Source organism: Actinotignum sp. UMB0459, assembly GCF_051905915.1.
GTDB lineage: Bacteria > Actinomycetota > Actinomycetes > Actinomycetales > Actinomycetaceae > Actinotignum > Actinotignum sanguinis.
On record NZ_JBQAIK010000021.1, the window covers coordinates 79,601 to 99,827 of the forward strand.

Sequence of the window (20,227 nt, forward strand, 5' to 3'; positions counted from 1 at the left end):
GGTGATCCTTTCAGGAGCGCCGTGATGCTGGCGCGAATTCGGATGCGGATGCGGATTTGAGGATGCGTGCCATATACATGGCGTCCGTGTGATGGATATCAGGCCACAGTTGCACGGTCATTCCACGAGAGGCAACCGGGCGCAGGGCTCGCCGGTTCGCGGTGACGGTGACGTCGCCAAGTTCCGCGCCCGCGGTGCGTTCCAGGAACGCGGCGATGACATCGCGGGTTTCCGCGAGCACCGGGGAACAGGTGGTGTAGAGCAATAGCCCGCCCGGACGCAAGGCACGGTAGGCGGAGTCGAGGAGCTCGCCTTGGAGTTGCGTCAGTGCAGCCAGGTCGCTTTCTTTTTTGCGCCACCGAGCTTCGGGACGACGGCGCAGTGCCCCCAAGCCAGAACATGGGGCATCCACGAGGATCCGATCATAGCTATCGGGTTCCTGAGCGCCAATATCCCGCCCATCGCCTTCGCGCAGGGCGACGGTATCCGCCCAGGGGGCAATATTTTCTTCAACGAGATCAAGGCGGTGAGCCTGGGGTTCATTTGCGAACACCCGAACACCGCGCCGTGCCGCAGTAGCAGCGATAGTTGCGGTTTTCCCTCCCGGGCCGGCGCACATATCCAACCAGGATTTATCCTTCCCGGATATGGAGGCCTCCGTGACAATGGCGGAAATGAGCTGCGAGCCCTCATCCTGGACACCGGCGACCCCGTCCCGTACGGGCCAGAGCCGGTGCGGGTCACCGGAGGCTAGGAGCACCGCGCTGGGTACCAGGTAGGGATCTTCCCACGTCATTTTGGCGCGCTCAATCCTGGCTTTGAGGTGTTCGGGTGAGATATTGCGACAGGCTAAAGCTACTTTCGCGGGCGTGTTATTCGCTTCGAGAACGGCTTCCACCTCGGTGGAACGCCCGGCTGCCGCGAGCGAAGATTCCAGCTGCCGCACGATCCAGCGCGGATGCGAATGCCACACCGCCAGGAACTCTTCCCTAGATGCCGTGCTATTTTCAATGATCCCACGCCAGGCATTCCGACGCTCAGACACCCTCCGCAACACGGCGTTGACGAAACCGGCGATTCCCTGACCTAGTTCATTGCGAGCTAGCGCAACTGTTTCATTAATCGCCGCGTGGGGTGGTGTTTTCAGCTCAATGAGCTGGTAGCAGCCTAGACGGAGTAGATCGAGGGCACGCGGATCGATATCCGCGAGGGTACGGCCTTGGGAACAGCGGGCGATCATGGCATCCCACCGGCCTTGCAGTCGCAAGGTTCCGTAGGCCAGATTGGTGGCGAAGGCCGCGTCGCTTCGATTGAGACGCGCCCGGCTCACCATGCCCGGAAGGATGAGATTAGCGTAAGCATCTTCAGTATTAACAGCCCGTAATGCATCATAGGCAACGAGACGGGCGTAGTTCGATGACTGGCGGCGCGGCACCCAGCCGGCAGGACGCTCATTCATGGTGGCCTTCCTTCACTTCGGCATCGAAACGGGTGTGCTCGGCAAGGCGGGCACCGTTAAGCCAGGCGGCGGCATCCATATGAGCCTTGCCGGGCGGGGCGACCCGGCGCAATTGCACGGTTCCTTCCCCGCAGCCGATAACACCACCCGGGCCGATTTCGCCCGGTGCCAAGTTTAGGTGTGCTGTAGGCGCTTCAGGCACAACCACGTGCACTGATTCGATTTTAAAGCGCTGGCCGTTGAGGGTGGTCCAGGCCCCGGGGGCCGGGTTGGCAGCGCGAACCCGATCCACAATACGCTGGGCGGGCCACTCCCAATTCACTCGCGCCCAGGAAGAATCGAATTGGGGTGCGAGGGTAACTTCCCCAGTTTGGGGTTGTGCGTGGGCGTTACCGGCAGCGATGGCATGCAGAGTATCGCTCAATTGGCGCGCCCCGGATTGTGCCAGGCGGGCCAGCAGTTCTCCAGCGGTTTCTTCCGCCCCGATCCGGGTGGCTTCACTCGCGAAAACGGGGCCGGTATCCAGGCCTTGTTCAATTTGAAAGACGCTGGTTCCGGTGGTGGTATCCCCCGCGGCAATCGCGTAATTGACCGGCGCGGCCCCCCGCCAGCGCGGCAGGAGGGAGAAATGCAGGTTGAGCCAACCGTGGCGCGGCACTGTGAGGAGCGCGGGCGGAATAATGAGCCCGTAGGCGACTACCGCTACAGCTTCGGGGGCGAGCTGGGCGATCTGGTCCTGAGCGGTGCTGTCCTTTAAGGTACGGGGGGTGAGCACGGGAAGGTTCAGTTCTGTTGCCACGCGGTGTACCGGCGAGGGAGTCAACACGCGTTTGCGCCCTTGGGCGGCTGGAGCGCGGGTAAGCACCCCAGCGATATCGAAACCTTCATCATGCAGGAGTTTTAAGGCGGGAACCGCGGTCTCCGGTGTGCCTGCGAATAGTATTCTCACGTATCAATCCTACCTAGTTCTTTTCTCAGCCTAGTCGAGTATGGATAGTTATCTCTGACCCTGAGTGCTTATAGGGGTGGGTTAACCTGTAAACGCAATGAGCCACCCAGCCGCTGGGCAGAGTAGGCACCGTAAGTTTTCCGCGTCTGACGGGTGAGGGTCATACCCCGCGAGAGTTCCGCCCGTGCATAGACGGTGATTTCTCCCGGGCGTGCCCCCGGCACCGGGCCGAGCAGCACGATCCCGGACGCTAGCTCAAAGGCTCCGCCGGCCAGCAGGTCTGCTTCTGTTTCTTTCTCATTCTCCGGCGGCCATTTCTTGGAACCGGCCTCACGTGAAAACTGGGTAAAGAGATGGGACTCTTCCTCTCTTACGCCGCGATAGAGGGCCGCGCGCAACATGGCCAGGTACGTTCGCACATCCCCGCTGGCTCCGGAGATAGCCACCCAGGAAGCAGTGGGAGGCAACTTCAATTCGGCCCGCTGTTCGAGTAATTCAGCGGCATATTCACCCAGCTCCCATTGCGCTAGCCGATTGAGAAGTGCAGGAGGTGCTCCCCCGGCCACCAGCATATGGCCGCCTTCTCCGGCTGAACGGACCCGGGCCGCAACCCGCGCGAGCACCCGAATAAAACGTGTTTCAGCACCGAGCCCTTCTCCGAGGAGGTAGCGTGCATCCAATACCAATGCAGCGGCGAATCCGCCTTCAGCCTCCGGTTCCGCACCCGGTGTTGCCACCACGATGCGTGGGCGCGGGGAGACTCGCCCAATAATTCCCTCCGGAGAGTGTGATCCGGAAAGAATAATGCCAACACCGGGAAAAGCCCGCCCGATTTCCTCCGCGGTACGTGCAGAACCGATTCGAACAGCGCGCAGCTTCCCGTTGTGGCAGTGCGGACATCGCCAGGGCTGCACTCGCACTCCGCATCGCTGACAGCGCAGTGGTTCACGTGAGGTACGCTGAGCCAGGTTACCTCCGCAGATTGTGCACAGCGCACGCTCCCCGCAGTAGGTACAGCACAGCACCGGAATATACCCGCTCCGCGGCACGAGGATAAGAACCGGCCCATTTTCCAGGGCGCGCCGCAGAATAGGGAATGCAGGTTGAGGTAAGCGCAAGTGATCGGCTTCTCCCCCGGGCCACTGGTGGGGACCTGAAATATGCGGAAGCGCGGCGCGGCGAGCGGCCGCGGTGCCGTCCAATAGGCTGATGCGGTGTTCGGAAAGCAGCTGGGCACATTCTTCACTCACGTAAGGGGAGAAAGCTAGAAACGCAGCCTCTTCACGCCGAACACGCTCCAGTAGTACGTCACGTGTTGCCAGATACGGTGCGCGAATATCACGCAAGGTTGAGGCGGCATCATCCATGATGACTGCCAGCCCAAGATCTGTGAGCGGCGCCCAGGCCGCTCCGCGGGTACCTACCACAATGCGTGATTGCCCCGATAGCACCGCCAAAAAAGCACGGTAGCGTTTTTCGTGTGCTTCTTCGGACACCATGAGAGTGGGGGTTTCCCCTACGCGGGATGCAAGGGTATCCTGCAGTGCTCTGGCGGCCCGGGTAGTGGGAACAACCAGGAGGACGCTGCGCCCGGCGTGCCGCACTGCCTGCACGGCCCGAATCAAAACTTCTACTCCCCCGGCGGGCCCGGGGAGGGCAGCCATGCAGGCCCGCACGGCTTTCCCTTCCCCTAGCGCCGCAAGGAATTCTGGTCCACCCCGATAGGCTTCCCAGGGGCCCGGTTCAGGAGCCGCGTGCGAGCTTGCCAAGGGGATGGTTTCTTGGGTAGTGGCCAAGAATTCCTTAGCGGCCCGCGCATGCCGTTCCGGGATAGCGGTCCGCAATATATCAGCTACTGTTCCGGCATACTTATCGGCAAGAGTACGGGCAACCGCATACACCGACGCAGTGAGCACCGGGTATTCCGAGACCACCCGATACAGGGGGCGCAGCCGCCCGCTGCCTTCCGTAACACTATCCCGAGCAACGATAAATCCGCCTACCCGCTGCGCACCGAGATCTACCACGACCCGGGTTCCCACCCGGGCACTATCCGCGAATTTTTCGGGGACAAGGTAGTCAAATACCCGGTCCATATGAGGCTGGGAGTGGAGCACCTGAACATGCGCAACGGGATTAGGTACCTTGGAGCGCACGCGGGTGCGTGCCGGGCGCGCCTCAAGAAGGGCGCCTTGCTCCCCCACGAGGGGGAGGGCATCGAAATCAAAGAGTGTGCTCTCCATGCAACCTAGGATATCCCGGCCCTACGACAGAAAAATCCGGCGTCAAACTTCGGGCTCTAGATAGCTCTAGATAGCGCGGAGGAGTTCTTCAACCCGGTCTGTTTTCTCCCAGGTGAATTCGGGGAGTTCCCGCCCGAAGTGACCGTAGGAAGCCGTCTTCGCGAAAATTGGACGCTTGAGTTCCAAAGCGTCAATAATCGCCGCGGGGCGGAAATCGAAAACCTTCTGAACAGCGTTTTCGATACGCCCCAGTTCTTCTGTTTCCGTCCCGAAGGTATCCAGGCGCACGGATACCGGATGGGCACGCCCAATAGCGTAAGCCAGCTGGAGTTCGCACCGGGAAGCAAGCCCGGCCGCAACCACATTCTTGGCCGCCCAGCGCGCCGCGTAGGCCGCGCTGCGATCTACCTTGGACGCGTCTTTTCCAGAGAAAGCCCCGCCGCCGTGGCGTGCCATCCCGCCGTAGGTGTCCACGATGATTTTCCGGCCGGTCACCCCGGCGTCGCCCATCGGTCCTCCCACCACGAAACGCCCCGAGGGATTAACGAGAAGCGAGAATTTATCGGTATCGATGGCGATATTTTCTTCTTCGAGAACGGGCGCAACCACGTGGTCACGCAGCGTTTCCGTTAACCACTCGCGTTGCACATTTTCGTCGTGCTGGCTGGAGATCACCACGGTATTGAGGGCCACGGGCCGCGCACCTTCATAGTCAATAGTGACCTGAGTTTTACCATCGGGGCGCAGTCCGGGAACGACACCTTCACGGCGAACCAGGGCGAGGCGTTCTGCGAAGCGGTGGGCAAGCAGGATGGGAGCGGGCATAAGTGTTTTAGTCTCATTGCAGGCATAACCGAACATGAGCCCCTGATCCCCGGCCCCCTGCTGGTCGAAATGATCGTATTCGACTTCGCTGCTTTCCCGCCGTTCCAGCGAGGTATTAACACCGGCGGCAATATCCGGACTTTGTTCATCGATGGAGATGGTTACGCCGCAGGAGTTTCCATCAAAGCCGACTTGCGAGGAGTTGTAACCGATCCCGGTCACAACAGTGCGGATAATATGAGCGATATCCGCGTAGGCATCCGTGGTCACTTCACCGGCCACGTGCACCAGCCCGGTCGTCACCATCGTTTCCACGGCAACGCGAGAATTCTCATCCGACGCGAGCAGAGCGTCAAGAATGGAGTCGGAAATAAGGTCACACACCTTGTCGGGGTGTCCTTCCGTGACCGATTCGGACGTGAACGGTTGCCGGTAATGCATCGTATCCCCTCGCTTAATTAAAACTACTTAGTCACTATTAGTCATCAGCGGCTGCCAGGTAAGGCAAACCTTATTCTATACGCGCTCGGTGGTGAAATGATCGGCTATAAGGCCCGCAATAATACCAGCCATCTGAGCTTTGCTGCCCGCGCCGCTCGCAATGATCTCACCTGCGGGGGTAACCACGGTGATCTCAGTGGGTACCTCGCCAAATCCTGTTTTCTCCCCTACGCGATTGATCACAAGTAAATCAGCGCCTTTGCGCCGCGCTTTTTCGCGTCCGTAATCCAAGACGCTTCCATTCGCGTCGCCGGTTTCCGCGGCGAAACCCACGATGAGCTGCCCCGACCGGCGGCGCCGGTGGGAAATATCAGCCAAAATATCCGGATTTTCTACCAGTTCGACGACGCGTTTGCCGCTACCGTCTTTTTTCTGTTTGCTTGCGGCGGGTTCGGCCGGGCGAAAATCAGCAACCGCTGCGCTCATAACTACGCCGTCTACATTCTTCACTCGGGCAAGAACTGCTTGGTGAAGATCGCGCGCCGAACTGACCGGAACAATCTCAGCCCCCGGAGCAAGTGCGGTGATATCGCGGGCTACATGAGCCGCCAGCACCGTTACCCGCGCGCCGCGCTCGAGCAAAGCACGAGCAATTTCCAGTCCAAAACGCCCCGAAGAACGGTTGCCGATAAAACGCACCGGATCGAGGGCTTCGTGGGTGCCTCCCGCTGTGACAAGGATAGTCCGACCGCGCAGCGTACTCTGTTCCGCACTGTGCTGCTCCGCCCGTGCATCCGGGTGTTCGCCGGTGAGGATCTCCCAGGATTGCGCGAAGATATCTTCCGGTTCCGGCAGCCGGCCCGGCCCGGAATCCGCCCCGGTGAGTTGCCCGCTAGCGGGTGGAATAATATGAACCCCGCGGGCCTGCAGCACCGCAATATTTTCTTGAGTAGCCGGATGCTCCCACATTTGGGTGTGCATCGCCGGTGCCATCACCACCGGGCACTGGGCCACCAACAGGGTATTGAGAAGAAGGTTATCGGCTATTCCCACACGCGCCTTCGCGATAGTATTCGCAGTTGCCGGCGCGACCACAACCAAGTCGGCTTCTTTTCCAAGGCGAACGTGCGCGACTTCATCAGCGTGTTCACTGGTTCGCACAAGAACGGGATGATGCGTCAAGGCTTCCCACGTGGTGGCCCCGACCATCTCCAGGGCAGCCGGGGTAGGGATAACGTGCACATCCGCACCGGCTTTCACGAAGAGCCGGACGAGGTAGGCCGCCTTATAGGCGGCGATACCTCCGGTTACGCCGATAACGACGCGCGGCGCGTGTTCTACTTTTCGTCCAGCTGCCATTCGAGCTTGTCCTCGGCGATTTCACGCAGCGCGATGGACAGGGGCTTTTCTTCCGGTTCCGCCGAGACAAGCGCACCGTAATGCTCGATATTGCCGTCACCACGCGCCATTTCCTGCTTGTAGGAGTTGATTTGACGCGCACGATCCGCTGAAAGCACGCACAGTGCGTACTTCGAATCAATCTTTGCGAGAAGATCGTCAATGGGCGGGTTGGTAATACCTTCGGGTTCCGGAACAGTTCCGAACATGTAGTTCCCTTCTGGATAAACGCGGTACCGCACATGGGCACCACCGTGAAGCTTCGGCCTTTTATTCTAACGCTTCGGGGCGATGAGGTCGAGAATTTCGCCGGTGGCACGTGCCACGGTGTCATTAACGACGACGGCGTCAAACTCCGCCTGGGCGGCTAATTCACCTCGCGCGGTCTCCAGGCGCCGTTCGATGGCCTCTTCTGTTTCAGTACCGCGCCCGCGCAACCGCGCTTCAAGTTCTTGGAACGACGGCGGGGCTAGAAAGATCTGGAAAGCTTCGGGCAGTGACTGGCGAACCTGGCGCGCCCCTGCCAGATCGATTTCAAGAAGCGGAATTTTTCCCGCTGCGTATGCTTCTAGCACGGGCTGGCGCGGGGTTCCGTAACGGTGTTTCCCGTGCACTATGGCCCACTCGAGCATCTCCCCGCTTTCGACGAGGTGATCGAAATGCTCATCATCCACGAAGAAGTAGGATTCCCCTTCCCGCTCCCCTGGGCGAGGTGCGCGCGTAGTGGCAGAAATGGACAGCCATATGCGCGGCTCCTGCGCGAGCAACTGCGCAACCACGGTTCCCTTTCCCACCCCGGAGGGGCCGGCAAGCACGCAAATACGACGATGATCCTGAGGTGTCATGACATTTATTGTGCCACAGCCCTACGACAGGATTTTCGATCCCGAAAATCCTCGCCGTGCCTCGCGAACAATTGGTGCTTACCTCAGGCGGGCCTTTAACCGAAAAGTGCGATAAGGGCCGCGGTCTGATGCACACCCAGTCCGCGTACGCGCCGGGAGGGAGCGATTCCGATATCAGCCATTGCCCGCGCGGCCTTGGCTTCACCGATACCGGGAAGTGCCCGCAGTAGCACGCTGGCACGGGTGCGTGCGATTACCGGGTCATCGCGCTGCGCCAAAACCTCCGAAAGGTGCAGCTGTCCGGATTTCAGTTGCTGCAAAAGTTCCGCGCGGCGCCGCCGTGTTTCGGCGGCCTTATCCAAAGCGGCGAGACGCTGCTCCGGAGTAAGTGGTGGTACCTCCACAGTGTCCCCTTTCTTGCGCATCAGATATGCCCTGGTGCTCATAACAATTCCGTCAACATCAGTCATAACGACGCTGACGCTACGAAACTTCTCTGTCTTGTTAGTAGCGTAGAGCGAAAAAGCCGTAAATAATATAAGGAGCCGCGCCCTTGTTTTTTTATAAAACCATCGCGGCAGGTCAGCGCCGCGGCTTGTGACGAAGTTCGCGACGGGTAGCGGCATCCGAGTAGGCTAGACCTATGGAAACAACTCGGATTGACGTCTGGCTATGGAGCGTGCGGCAGTGCAAAACTCGTTCCTTGGCTACGTCCGAATGCAAGGCGGGCCACGTGCGCATCAATGATGAACCGGTCAAGCCCGCCGCGAAGGTCCGTGTTGGTGATGTGGTGCGCTACCGGGTAGAAGGTTTTGATCGAATCCTCAAAGTTACCGGGATTATTACCAAACGGACGAGTGCGCCACTAGCTCGGGAAAATTATGAGGATCTCACCCCCGTGCGGGAGAAAGTTTATCTACCGGTCATGCGGCGTGATCCTGGCAGCGGCCGCCCCACGAAGAAAGAACGGCGCGAACTCGACCGCCTTTTCGGCCGCAATTCCAATTACGGCCGGCGATAAGACTCCGGAAACTCGGGCTTTTCCGGGAACTCGGGAATTTTCGGGGGCGCGGGGATTCATCACTTTCGCTTAGCAGCACAAGCTGCCTACCAAGCACAAAAATGGCGGGTTTCCGTGAATTGATTTCACGGAAACCCGCCATTAGTTACTGGTGGCCGGGAGAAATTCTTATTCTTCCGCGCTGGCCCGGGCAGCTTCGGGATCATCTAGCTGGCCGGTGCGGATAGCGGCGATGAGGCCGGCCTCATCAGATTCCACAAGGTTACTTTCTTCGCCGGATTCCACCGCGTTAGCGGCGTCGTCGTTCTGAAGAATCGGTGCGCCGCCACTTTCCTCACGTTCGCGAATATCGGCAGCCTTATTGAGCACGCCCATAACGAAGCCGACGGAGCGATCCGTAGAGAATTCGCGTACGAGGTTCGTCCACTCCACAATGACGGCACCGCGGAAAGTCCCCAGGTACATGAGTTCAGCAACCGCACCGCGCAAAGCGCTGCGATCCACCGCGTTCATACGTTCGAGTGACCAATCCTCCGAGGAAGCCTCAATGAGGGTATCCACCTGCGAGATTTGCTGCGCGTAAGCCCTCACAATCTGCGAACCAAATTCCCCGATAGGAACCTGTGCGGTAGAGACGCGCTGACGCTCAGCAAGAAGCTCGAGAATACCCGCTTCCGACGTGATGTTCTTTTCATCAGCTTCGAAAAGCACATCCAAGGCGCGATGACGCTGGGTGGAACGGCCTGTGGACCGGTGTTTCTTCTGTTTAGCCATTAGTCATTCGCCCGGGAAATGTATTCACCGGTGCGCGTATCAACCTTAATCTTGTCCCCAATATTGAGGAAGAGCGGCACCTGGAGTTCATACCCGGTCTGCACCGTAGCCGGCTTGGTGCCCGCATTCGAGCGGTCGCCCTGGAGACCCGGTTCGGTTTCCGTCACTTCGAGAATCACCGAAGCGGGGAGTTCCACGAACAGCACATTACCTTCGTGGAAAGCAACAATGGCCTTCTGGTTTTCGAGCAGGAAGTTCGCCAGATTACCCATGACTTCAGCGGTGACCGGAACCTGTTCGTAGGTATCCTCATCCATAAAGATGAAATCAGTACCATCATGGTAGAGGTACTGCATATCGCGGCGGTCCACGGTGGCGGTTTCGACCTTGATACCCGCGTTGAGAGTGCGATCCACAGTCTTACCGGAGAGGACATTCTTCAGCTTAGTCCGCACAAAAGCAGGGCCCTTGCCCGGCTTGACGTGCTGGAACTCAACAACCTGCCACAGCTGGTTGTCGAATACCAGGACCATGCCATTCTTCAAATCATTGGTTGTTGCCACAAGGTATCCTTTCACAAATAGTCCTCCCCAAGTTTACACGGGGAGTTTCATCTTTGCGACGCAGCCGCTACGGTGCCATCACCTTTTTCTGAGCGGTGCATCCACTGGGTGGCGGAGCCTTCACCTGGCGGTATCACCGCATTCATCCAGAGCCGCGCGAATCCGGCGCACTACCCGGTGTGGGGAACCCCCATCGGAGGTTACCGTCACGCTTGCCACATCGCGATAAAGCGGAGTGCGCTCCCGATCGAGTTCCCGCAACCGAAGCGCGGGATTATCCTCGAGGAGCGGACGGCGGGTCCGCGAACCGGTAATCCTTCGCACCAGGATATCCATACGCGCCTCGATGAGAACCACGGGATGGTGCCGTAACGCTTGCCGGGTGGCTTCACTCAAAATAGCTCCTCCCCCCAGGGAAAGCACACCATCAAAATCCGCGAGGGTGCGCGCGATAATATCGGCTTCCAGCCTCCGGAATCCTTCTTCTCCCACCGTCTGGAAAATCTCCGGGATGCTCTGCCCCGTTTCGCTCACGATCAGAGCATCCGAATCGGCAAAGGGAAGGCCCAGATCTTTGGCCAGCAGCTTTCCCACGGTCGATTTGCCCACCCCAGGCATCCCGACCAACACTGCTCGCACGCTCATCGGCGTTCCTCCGGAATGCGATCCAGGTAGGCGCGGACCGCCGCTCGGGTATCACCGAGGGTGTCCCCGCCGAATTTATCCTGGATTGCTTCCGCGAGAACCAGCGCCATCATCGCTTCGCAAATAACCGCTCCGGGAACCACAGCACTTGCATCGCTGCGCTGGTGCAGTGCCGTTGTGGCTTCCCCGGTTTCAGTATCGATGGTGCGCAGGGCCCTCGGTACCGTGGAAATCGGTTTGAAAGCCACACGCACTCGGATCGTTTCGCCATTGGACATGCCGCCTTCGATTCCACCCGCCCGGTTGGTTAGACGCCGCACCCCTGCTGCGGTGCGGACGATCTCATCATGAGCCTGGCTGCCGGGCCGGCCAGCGGTGGTGAATCCATCTCCGATTTCCACGCCTTTTACCGCTTGAATGGACATCATGGCGCGGGCCAGTTCCGCATCGAGCCTCCCGTAAGGTGTTGCGTAACTGCCCAGTCCTTGCGGCACGCCGTAGGCAAGAACTTCGACGACGCCGCCCAGGGTGTCCCCCGCGTTCTTCGCCCGATCAACTTCTTCCATCATGGCCTGGGCCACGGCCTCATCCAGACAGCGCACCGGCGAGGCATCAAGAGCTGCGGCATCGGCCGGCCCGGGAACAGTCTTTGAGGTATCACTCACGCCACCGAGAGCCACCACGCGGGAAACGATGGTGATTCCAGCGCTTTGGCTCGCGTACTCGCGCGCGATAGCGCCCAGCGCCACCCGGGCCGCAGTTTCCCGAGCCGAAGCGCGTTCGAGGACGTTTCGAGCATCGCTGTGGTCGTACTTATTCATGCCGGTGAGATCGGCATGCCCGGGCCGGGGCGCGGTGAGGCGTTTATTCCGGGCAAGTTCTTGGTTATCTCCCCTCCCGGCATCACGCAGCAGTGCTTCGGGTGGAACCGGATCAACGGACATGACCGCTTCCCATTTGGGCCATTCGGAATTCTCAATAACGAGCGCGATGGGTGAACCGAGGGTGGATCCGTGCCGTAATCCGGTGAGGACGTGAAGCTTATCCTGTTCGAATTTCTGGCGGGCACCGCGCCCATAGCCGAGCCGGCGGCGGGCCAATTGATCCCGAATGGTATCCGAACTCAGGCTCAGGCCCGCTGGAATTCCCTCAATAAGCGCCACGAGGGCTGCTCCGTGGGATTCCCCCGCTGTTGACCACCGAATCATGCGCGTCATTCCCCATTCCTACGTTCATAAGTCCCGTTACGTATCCCGGCCACCCGTGCTGTTAGCACAGAGCTCACGGATCCCGGTTCACCCGCCATGGCCCGGAAGTGCCGGGATGCGGGCGCCTCCCTATCCTAGCCCGGCCAGCCACGCGAGGGCGCCACCGCCCATGAGCCACGGCCCGAGCGGAATGGAATCATCCACGGTGAGCCGGGCGCTCAGCACCCGCACCGCGGCAAATATACCCGCGCCCACGAGGCTCATAAGCAGGCCGAGCCCAAGGCGCGGCCCCGTCCACCACCCCAGCACGATGAGCATTTTGACATCACCCCATCCGAGCTGGGCAAAACGATGCACCACGTAACCGCCGAGGCCAGCCACGGCTCCAATAGCACTATCCTCCCACTGCCCGCGCAGCGCGATGCCCGTAAGCGCAGCTCCCCCAGCCGCCGCCAGCAGCGGATCAGGAAGGAGTTGCACCCGCGAGTCCACGACCGCGGCAAGAGCCAGGCATGCCCCGCTTACCGCCTCGCAAAGGAGCGCGAGCATACCGGCACCCAGCAGCGCTCCGGCGCCCGGGAACACCCCGGCAGAATTACCGGCACCCGTATCAACAACAGGGCTACCGCCCCCAAGTGCACCCACCGAACGTGACCACCCCAACCCCGCCCAGCACAGGCTCACACCCACGACGAGCAACACCGCTACCGCCGGGCTGAGAGCGCCGCGCAGGATACGTTCACGGGAAAAGAAGTTCATGCGCTCAGATTACGGATGCCCACGTATCGGGGCGATGCCACGCCTGCACCCTGTGGATAGCAGGGCCGCGCGAGCAACCTGGGGATAAACTCCGGCACCGCCGCATCGATACGTGCCAGATTCGCGCTGCGCCGTCGTACCTATGCGCAGCTACGCTAGTGGTCCTTTTTCTCTCCGTCCGGGTGAGCGGCGTACCATTCGCGGAACTCAGCCTGGAAACGCATCTGCTCCTCGTAATCGGCCGTGAACTTCGTTTCCCCGGTTTCCAGATTAACGGTGGTGAAATAGAGCCAATTGCCTTCCGCCGGATTGACAGCCGCTTCAATGGCTTGTACCCCGGGCGCCCCGATAGCGGTGGGCGGTAGGCCCTTGACCCGGTAGGTGTTATACGGATTATCCGCGTCCAATTCCGCCCGCGTGGGCACCCCGCCGGATTTGCCTACCCCGTAGAGCACAGTGGAGTCCATCTGCAGGCGCCCGGCTACTTCCGGCGCATTATCCCCGAGCCGGTTCTCAATGACTCGGGCGACCTTCGGGTAATCGGCCGGATGCCCTTCGCGTTCCACGATAGAAGCGGTGGTGAGCACTGCTTGCCACCGGCTCCGCTCCGCCCCGCTGGCTTCTAGGCGCCCAACCTGGACTTCCACCATCTGCTGGAGCGCCTCGGTCACCGTGGTATTCGGATCAAAATCGTAGGTGGCGGGCGCCAGCCAACCTTCCGCATTCCCGCCAGCTTCCGCGGGCAGGCCGATAGCTGCGGCGTCGTTCATCGCATCTTCAACCACCCCGACGTCGATGTCCATAAGATTGCCGAGCCGGTCACGCACCTGCCATTTGGTAAAGCCTTCGGGAATCGTCACTTTAATCGTGGCGGCATTAGCCGGATCCAGCAGGGCGGAAAGAGCCGCGGAAGCGGACATCTGCTCGCGCAGCGTATACGCCCCGGCCTGGATGCCCGTGGAGCGCGGATCACGGGAAAAGACATCGATAAATGCGCCTTCGGTGGCAACAATATTTTTCTCGGCGAGTACCGCTGCGATCTGCCGCCCGGTAGCCCCTTCCGGAATCCGCACCACCACCTGGCCGGTTCCTTCTCCGCTGTAGTCGCGCACGGTATCGGAGCTGTGCAGCAAGCGCGGGAAGAAAATAACAGCCGCCGCGGTGAGCGCGGTAACAAGAAGAACGGTAATGATCCCGGTGGTAATCCTCTTGCGGCGCCGCAGCCGGGCCCGCTCCGTACGCCGCGCGGCCGCCCGACGCCTCGCCTCCGCGGCATTGCGGCCTTCCGAATTTCGGCCCGATGAGTTACGCCCCGCCGGCATCCGCCCGGAACTCCCGCGCCCCTGGGCACCGCGCCCGTGCGGCTGGCTTCCACGTGCACCGCCCCGCGGCACACCCGCCCCGTGAGAGCTTCGCCGCGCGCCCGATTGGCGACGGCGCGGGGTATCGGCGTCGTCCGCACTCAAGCGGTCAAAAACGTCACTCATTATCGCCTTTCGCTTCGGTACTCGCCGCCACGAGTTCGCCGGCCGGTGCGCCGGTGAGCCTCTCTGCTTCCAACGCATTATTAAGAATAACGGTCGCCGCGACCTGGTCAACAACGGCGCGGTGGCTCCGCGAGCTGCGCCCGGCCTCGTGCAATTGGGCATGGGCGGCCACCGTGGAGAGCCGCTCGTCGAATAAACGTACCGGAACCGGAGCGATACGCCGGGCTAAACGCCGCGCCCACCTGCGTGAATACTTAGCGGAGGAGCCTTCACTCCCATCCATATTGCGCGGCAAACCCACGATGACTTCAATGGCGCCGCGCTCGCGCACCTCGCGAGCAACTTCACTCACGTCCGTGCCGTTCGCCCGGAGCGTGGCGACCGGAGTGGCGAGGATGCCGTCGCTATCGCAACTGGCCACGCCGGTACGCGCCCGCCCTACGTCCACTCCGATCCGCACGCCTCGCCGCATTAGCCGCGCAGCTCCGCTTCCAGAACCGCGAGGGCTTCATCCAGCTTCGTCACATCCGAACCGCCGCCCTGCGCGAGATCCGGCTTACCGCCGCCGCCCCCGCCCAGGATCTTCGCCGCACGCGAAACCAGCGCCCCGGCCTTCAGACCGGCCGTACGCGCCGCCTCGGAAGCTGCCACCACAATAAGGGGACGCCCGTTGCTAACTCCGGTAATAATGATGACGAAATCATCGGACGGTGCCAGCCGCCCGCGGATCTCCGTGGCGAGCACGCGCAGGTCATCCGCACTCTCCACCACGCCGAGGTGGGCACGGTAGAGCGTGCGATCGCCCAGGTGCACGCCCTGCGAAATAACCGTGTCAACCTGCCCCACAATATCTTTCTGGCGCAGCGCCGCGATTTGTTTTTCAGCCGCCTTGAGCTTGCCGAGCATCGTGTCGATGCGCTCGGGAAGCTCCTCCGGGCGTACCCCCATCATCGCGGTGAGCTGCGAAACCAGCGCGCGTTCACGCGCCCCTTGCGCGTAGGCGCTTTCGCCCACGAGCGCATCAATACGGCGCACCCCCGAACCGATGGAGGATTCACCCAGGACGGTAATCATCCCGATTTCACCGGTATTCGCCACGTGGGTGCCGGCGCAGAATTCCCGCGACCAGGCATCGTCAATGGAAACCACCCGCACGATATCGCCGTATTTCTCCCCGAAGAGCATCTGCGCCCCGAGTTTCTTGGCTTCTTCAATCGGGTATTCCGCCCACGTAACTTCCAGGTTGTCCTGGAGGCGTTCATTGGCGCGCGCCTCAATCTGCGTCATCACGTCCACCGGGATTTGCGAGCCGTGGCGGAAATCGAAACGCAGCCGCGAGGGGGCATCTTCGGAGCCCGCCTGGGTGGCCTGCTCACCAATAAACTCGTGGAGCACCTTATGAATCATATGGGTAGCGGTATGCGCCTGGGCAATCCGATGGCGGCGTAGGGTATCGATCTGCGCGTGGACAATATCGCCCACCGCGATGGTCCCTTCGGTCAGCGAGCCGCGATGCACATGCAAGCCCTTGACGGGTGCCTGCACGTCTACGACGTCGAACATACCGCCCCCGGCTACGCTGATGGTGCCGTGATCGGCAAGCTGCCCACCCATTTCGGCGTAGAACGGGGTCTTGTCCAAAATAACATCAGCATCGGAGGGAGCCGTGACCGCAGGTACCGGTACCCCGTTTTCAAGGATCGCCACCACGCGCGCTTCCGCGGCCTTTTCAAAGTATCCGAGGAACGAGGTGGGCCCACCCTGCGCGTCGAGAATCTCGTGGTACACGTGCGCGTCCACATGCCCGGTTTTCTTTGCCTGGGCATCGGCGCGCGCCCGCTCGCGCTGCTCGGTCATGAGGGCCCGGAAGCCCTTTTCGTCCACGGCCACGCCCTTCTCAGCCGCCATTTCGAGCGTGAGGTCAATGGGGAACCCGTAAGTATCATGCAGCGTGAAAGCGGCCGATCCGGGAATAATGACCTTGCCGGCATGGGGCGCGTTTGTCGCAGAGTCCACGGCCGCCGCGAAAATCTGTTCACCGGTAGCCAGGGTGCGCCGGAAAGCGGCTTCTTCTTCCACCGCCACCTGGTGAATCTGCCCGAAGTTCGCCTCCAGATCGGGGTAGGACTCCTTCATGGCATTCTTCGAGGTTTCCACCAGGTCACCGAGGACCGCGGCATCCACCCCGAGCAAGCGGACCGAACGAATGGCGCGCCGCATAAGCCGGCGCAGTACGTAGCCGCGTCCGTCGTTGCCCGGGCGCACGCCGTCGTTAATAAGCATCATGGCCGAGCGCACGTGGTCAGCGATAACGCGCATGCGAACATCGTCTTCTTCGTTCGCGCCGTAGGTACGCCCGGTGAGTTCCTGGGTGCGGGCGATAACCGGCCACACTTCATCGGTTTCGTACATATTATTTTTGCCCTGGAGCAGGAAGGCGATACGCTCCAGGCCCGCACCGGTATCGATGGCGGTTTGGTCCAGCTCCCCGAGCAGCGGGTAGTCACTGCCGGAGCCTTCTCCGCGCCGATACTGGTCGAAAACGAGGTTCCACACTTCCAGGTAGCGGTCCCCGCCCGGGTCCACGGTTCCGCCCACCGCATCCGGGCCGTATTCGGGCCCGCGGTCATAATGAATTTCCGCGCAGGGTCCGGCCGGTCCAGGCTGGCCCGTGGACCAGAAAATTTCTTCCCGGGTCAGCTTGACGATATGGGCCGGATTCACGCCTACCTCAACGAGCTTCGCGAAGGAGACTTCATCTTCTTCCCAGATGGTCACCCACATCCGCTCGATATCTAGGCCGTAGCCGCCCTCTTCCAGCGGCGCGCACAGCAGCCCGAAGGCCAGGTCGATAGCGCCTTCCTTGAAGTAGTCCCCGAAGGAGAAATTGCCGCACATCTGGAAGAACGTACCGTGCCGCGTGGTTTTGCCAACGTTATCGATGTCGTTCGTACGGATGCACTTCTGTACCGAGGCTACCCTCGGCCACGGAGCTCGCTGAGTTCCCACGATATAAGGAATGAAGGGAACCATGCCGGCAATCGTGAACAAAATGGAGGGATCGGGCGACACGAGGGGCACGGACGGCTCAATATGATGGTCGTGCTTCGCGAAGTAATCCAGCCAGCGCCGGCGAATCTCAGCGGTGCGCATACGTATTTGTCTCCTTATGGCTTATGTGGCCGTTCCGACCACGCACCTATGGTACAGGCTCTCCCGCCCGGTATTTTCGAGGCACAGGCGGGAGTGGCTTATTTTTTACGACGACGCCGCAGCTGCTCGCGGGGGCACTATAAGCAGCGGCGGGCATCGCTCTCACATAGCTATCAAAAAAACTATGAAACAAAGAAAGGGCACACCTTTCCGGGTGCACCCTTCCTCAAGTCCCACATCTTTAGCGGGAGTAGTATTCGACGATCATCTGGACGTCAGCCTGGACCGGAACTTCCACGCGGCGCGGGCGGCGCACCAGGGTGAACTTCAGCTTCTCCAGGTCAACATCGAGATATTCGGGAACCGCGGGGAGCACATCGCGGTGCGCGCCCTGCGCTGCCACGAGGAACTGCGGGGAAGCCTGCGACTTCGGCTTGACCTGCACCACCTGGCCCGGGGTCACGCGGTAGGACGGGAGGTTGACGATCTTGCCGTCTACCATGACGTGAGAGTGGCCCACAACCTGACGAGCCTGGGCGATGGTACGCGCGAAACCTGCGCGCAGCACCAGGGCATCCAGGCGCATTTCCAGCAGCTCGACGAGGTTTTCACCGGCCAGACCATCCTGGCGGCGCGCTTCTTCCCAGACGCGGCGCATCTGCGCTTCGCGGATGCCGTACTGGGCGCGCAGGCGCTGCTTTTCCTTGAGACGGACCGAGTAGTCGGAATCCTTGGTGCGGCCGCGGCCATGCTCACCGGGACGGTAGGGGCGGCGCTGCATATAGCGCTCGGCCTTCGGGGTGAGGGCGATGCCCAGGGCGCGCGACTGACGCACGGCCTTACGAGAACGATTTCCTGCCATTGATAATCTCCTGTAGATGTACGTTCCAGCGCCGGGCGGCGCCGGTTCGGGGCCAACACAATCGGCTAAGACCCCAGGTGTTACTTCTCGCAAAGCAACCGAACTAGTGTATCAGTTCTCTCGGTCGAGCACCTCGCGGTTATGCGCCAACCTCGGGGTGATATTCGCCTCGTAGCCGCGGGTGGTGGGTTCGTAATAGCGAGTGCCTTCCAAGCCCTCCGGCATAAATTGCATGGGGGCAATCCCTTCCTCGTAGTCGTGAGCGTACCGGTATCCTTCCCCGTAGCCTTGGGCAGCGGCACCTTTGAACGAGGCATTGCGCAGCGCGAGGGGCACCGGGGCGCTTTTCCCGGCCCGCACATCGGCAATGGCAGCGTTGATAGCGCGGTAGGCCCGGTTTGATTTCGGTGCGGTGGCCAGGTGGACCACGGCTTCCGCGAGGATAATCCGTGCCTCGGGCATACCCACCAGGGCGACGGCCTGCGCCGCCGCGGTAGCGGTTTGCAGCGCGGAAGGATCGGCCATCCCCACATCCTCGGCGGCGGAAATCATGAGACGGCGCGCGATGAACCGCGGGTCCTCCCCCGCTTCTAGCATGCGTGCAAGATAGTGCATAGCCGCGTCCGCATCCGAACCGCGGATCGACTTAATAAAAGCGGAAATCACCTGGTAGTGTTCATCGCCATCGCGGTCGTAGCGCACGGTGGCGCCATCGGCGGCGCGGGCCACATCCTCCACGCTCACCCGGTGTTCCCCGCGAGCACGGGCCCCGTCCACCGCGGCTTCCAGGAGGGTGAGGCTGCGCCGCCCGTCCGCTCCGGCCAGTCGCACCAGATTGTATTCCGCATCGTCGTCGAGAGTATATGCCCCGCCCAGCCCGCGCTCACTGGTGAGGGCCCGGTTGATGATGGCGCGGATATCGGCGTCGTTCAAACCGCGCAGCGTGACGAGAAGCGAGCGCGAAAGCAGCGGTGCCACCACGGAAAAGGCCGGATTTTCGGTGGTCGCGGCCACCAGAATCACCCACCCGTTTTCCACGGCCGGTAGCAGCGCATCCTGCTGCGTTTTCGAGAAGCGATGCACCTCATCAATAAAAAGCACGGTTTCGGTACCGTTGCTCACCAGCTTGCGCCGGGCACTTTCCACCGCGGCCCGCACGTCTTTCACCCCGGCGCTCACCGCGGATAGCTCAATAAAATCGCGGTGCCCAGAGCGAGCAATAAGATACGCGAGAGTTGTTTTCCCAACCCCCGGCGGTCCCCATAAAAATACGGACGACGGCGCAGACCCGGCCTCCGCGTCGATGAGGCGGCGCAAGGGTGCGCCGCGGGCGAGCACCTCATCCTGACCGACCACCTCGGCGGCCGTGCGCGGGCGCATGCGCACCGCCAGCGGGCCGGTGTCGGAATCGGGCACCCCGCGAGCATCAACTTGGCTGCTTTCAAAGAGATCCACCCTCCCAGTTTACGGGCTCGGCACGCAGGCTCACGCTCCGCTATGGACGCCTACCGCAAAAGCTCCAGCTCCAGCGTTCAAAGATGGCTTAAAAACCGCTACTTTTCGGGAAAATGAGCGATAATAGGAGCATGACAGAG

Annotated in this window: 18 protein-coding genes and 1 pseudogene; 1 reads left to right on the plus strand and 18 read right to left on the minus strand. The window is 61.2% G+C overall.

Going from position 1 to position 20,227, the window contains the following annotated elements:
- Positions 1 to 10: 10 nt before the first annotated feature.
- The 8 genes and pseudogenes from ACTFPK_RS08815 to mihF all read right to left on the minus strand — a co-directional run bounded on the left by ACTFPK_RS08815 (position 11) and on the right by mihF (position 8,630).
- A complete protein-coding gene (locus tag ACTFPK_RS08815; protein ID WP_274733105.1) occupies positions 11 to 1,459 on the minus strand; it encodes an RsmB/NOP family class I SAM-dependent RNA methyltransferase in 1,449 nt (482 codons plus the stop codon).
- Positions 1,452 to 2,408 carry a methionyl-tRNA formyltransferase gene (gene fmt, locus ACTFPK_RS08820; RefSeq protein ID WP_274736525.1) on the minus strand — a complete coding sequence of 319 codons (957 nt, stop codon included), beginning with the start codon at positions 2,406 to 2,408 and terminating at the stop codon, positions 1,452 to 1,454. Before fmt ends, ACTFPK_RS08815 begins: the two co-directional genes overlap by 8 nt.
- 68 nt (positions 2,409 to 2,476) lie before the next feature.
- Positions 2,477 to 4,651 (minus strand): hypothetical protein, encoded by a 2,175-nt coding sequence (locus ACTFPK_RS08825; RefSeq protein WP_274733101.1) that lies wholly within the window; start codon positions 4,649 to 4,651, stop codon positions 2,477 to 2,479.
- A gap of 66 nt (positions 4,652 to 4,717) precedes the next feature.
- On the minus strand, positions 4,718 to 5,917 hold the full coding sequence (gene metK, locus ACTFPK_RS08830; RefSeq protein WP_126134475.1) for a methionine adenosyltransferase: 1,200 nt from the start codon (positions 5,915 to 5,917) through the stop codon (positions 4,718 to 4,720).
- 75 nt (positions 5,918 to 5,992) lie between these two features.
- Positions 5,993 to 7,276 carry a bifunctional phosphopantothenoylcysteine decarboxylase/phosphopantothenate--cysteine ligase CoaBC gene (gene coaBC, locus ACTFPK_RS08835; protein WP_274733098.1) on the minus strand — a complete coding sequence of 428 codons (1,284 nt, stop codon included), beginning with the start codon at positions 7,274 to 7,276 and terminating at the stop codon, positions 5,993 to 5,995.
- Positions 7,276 to 7,524, minus strand: a pseudogene (gene rpoZ, locus ACTFPK_RS08840) (DNA-directed RNA polymerase subunit omega); the annotation flags it as partial. The pseudogene rpoZ and the gene coaBC, both read right to left, overlap by 1 nt.
- Before the next feature lie 66 nt (positions 7,525 to 7,590).
- A complete protein-coding gene (gmk, locus tag ACTFPK_RS08845; protein WP_274733096.1) occupies positions 7,591 to 8,160 on the minus strand; it encodes a guanylate kinase in 570 nt (189 codons plus the stop codon).
- 95 nt (positions 8,161 to 8,255) lie between these two features.
- Positions 8,256 to 8,630 carry an integration host factor, actinobacterial type gene (mihF, locus tag ACTFPK_RS08850; protein ID WP_431732203.1) on the minus strand — a complete coding sequence of 125 codons (375 nt, stop codon included), beginning with the start codon at positions 8,628 to 8,630 and terminating at the stop codon, positions 8,256 to 8,258.
- Between the two features lie 173 nt (positions 8,631 to 8,803).
- Between mihF and ACTFPK_RS08855 the strand changes: the two genes are divergently transcribed.
- Positions 8,804 to 9,181, plus strand: coding sequence for an RNA-binding S4 domain-containing protein (locus tag ACTFPK_RS08855; RefSeq protein ID WP_087070820.1), 378 nt, complete (start codon positions 8,804 to 8,806; stop codon positions 9,179 to 9,181).
- A 168-nt stretch (positions 9,182 to 9,349) separates the two neighbouring features.
- On the opposite strand, the gene ACTFPK_RS08860 is transcribed toward ACTFPK_RS08855, so the two are convergent.
- The 10 genes from ACTFPK_RS08860 to ACTFPK_RS08905 form a co-directional block, all read right to left on the minus strand.
- On the minus strand, positions 9,350 to 9,955 hold the full coding sequence (locus ACTFPK_RS08860) for a transcription antitermination protein NusB (RefSeq protein ID WP_126134479.1): 606 nt from the start codon (positions 9,953 to 9,955) through the stop codon (positions 9,350 to 9,352).
- Positions 9,955 to 10,518, minus strand: a complete 564-nt coding sequence (gene efp / locus ACTFPK_RS08865) for an elongation factor P (RefSeq protein ID WP_016442826.1) — start codon at positions 10,516 to 10,518, stop codon at positions 9,955 to 9,957. Before efp ends, ACTFPK_RS08860 begins: the two co-directional genes overlap by 1 nt.
- Before the next feature lie 120 nt (positions 10,519 to 10,638).
- Positions 10,639 to 11,163 carry a shikimate kinase gene (locus tag ACTFPK_RS08870; protein ID WP_126134480.1) on the minus strand — a complete coding sequence of 175 codons (525 nt, stop codon included), beginning with the start codon at positions 11,161 to 11,163 and terminating at the stop codon, positions 10,639 to 10,641.
- Positions 11,160 to 12,371 carry a chorismate synthase gene (aroC, locus tag ACTFPK_RS08875; protein ID WP_274733129.1) on the minus strand — a complete coding sequence of 404 codons (1,212 nt, stop codon included), beginning with the start codon at positions 12,369 to 12,371 and terminating at the stop codon, positions 11,160 to 11,162. Before aroC ends, ACTFPK_RS08870 begins: the two co-directional genes overlap by 4 nt.
- A gap of 129 nt (positions 12,372 to 12,500) precedes the next feature.
- Positions 12,501 to 13,130: a prepilin peptidase gene (locus tag ACTFPK_RS08880; protein WP_274733090.1), complete on the minus strand. Its 630-nt coding sequence runs from the start codon at positions 13,128 to 13,130 to the stop codon at positions 12,501 to 12,503.
- Between the two features lie 155 nt (positions 13,131 to 13,285).
- Positions 13,286 to 14,617 (minus strand): endolytic transglycosylase MltG, encoded by a 1,332-nt coding sequence (mltG, locus tag ACTFPK_RS08885; RefSeq protein WP_274733088.1) that lies wholly within the window; start codon positions 14,615 to 14,617, stop codon positions 13,286 to 13,288.
- Complete coding sequence (gene ruvX, locus ACTFPK_RS08890) at positions 14,610 to 15,089, minus strand: Holliday junction resolvase RuvX (protein WP_126134484.1); 480 nt, start codon at positions 15,087 to 15,089, stop codon at positions 14,610 to 14,612. The genes mltG and ruvX overlap by 8 nt, the downstream gene beginning before the upstream one ends.
- A complete protein-coding gene (gene alaS / locus ACTFPK_RS08895) occupies positions 15,089 to 17,770 on the minus strand; it encodes an alanine--tRNA ligase (RefSeq protein WP_274733085.1) in 2,682 nt (893 codons plus the stop codon). The genes ruvX and alaS overlap by 1 nt, the downstream gene beginning before the upstream one ends.
- A gap of 241 nt (positions 17,771 to 18,011) precedes the next feature.
- Positions 18,012 to 18,632 (minus strand): 30S ribosomal protein S4, encoded by a 621-nt coding sequence (gene rpsD / locus ACTFPK_RS08900; RefSeq protein ID WP_016442833.1) that lies wholly within the window; start codon positions 18,630 to 18,632, stop codon positions 18,012 to 18,014.
- Between the two features lie 111 nt (positions 18,633 to 18,743).
- Complete coding sequence (locus tag ACTFPK_RS08905) at positions 18,744 to 20,087, minus strand: replication-associated recombination protein A (protein ID WP_274733082.1); 1,344 nt, start codon at positions 20,085 to 20,087, stop codon at positions 18,744 to 18,746.
- Between the last annotated feature and the right edge of the window lie 140 nt (positions 20,088 to 20,227).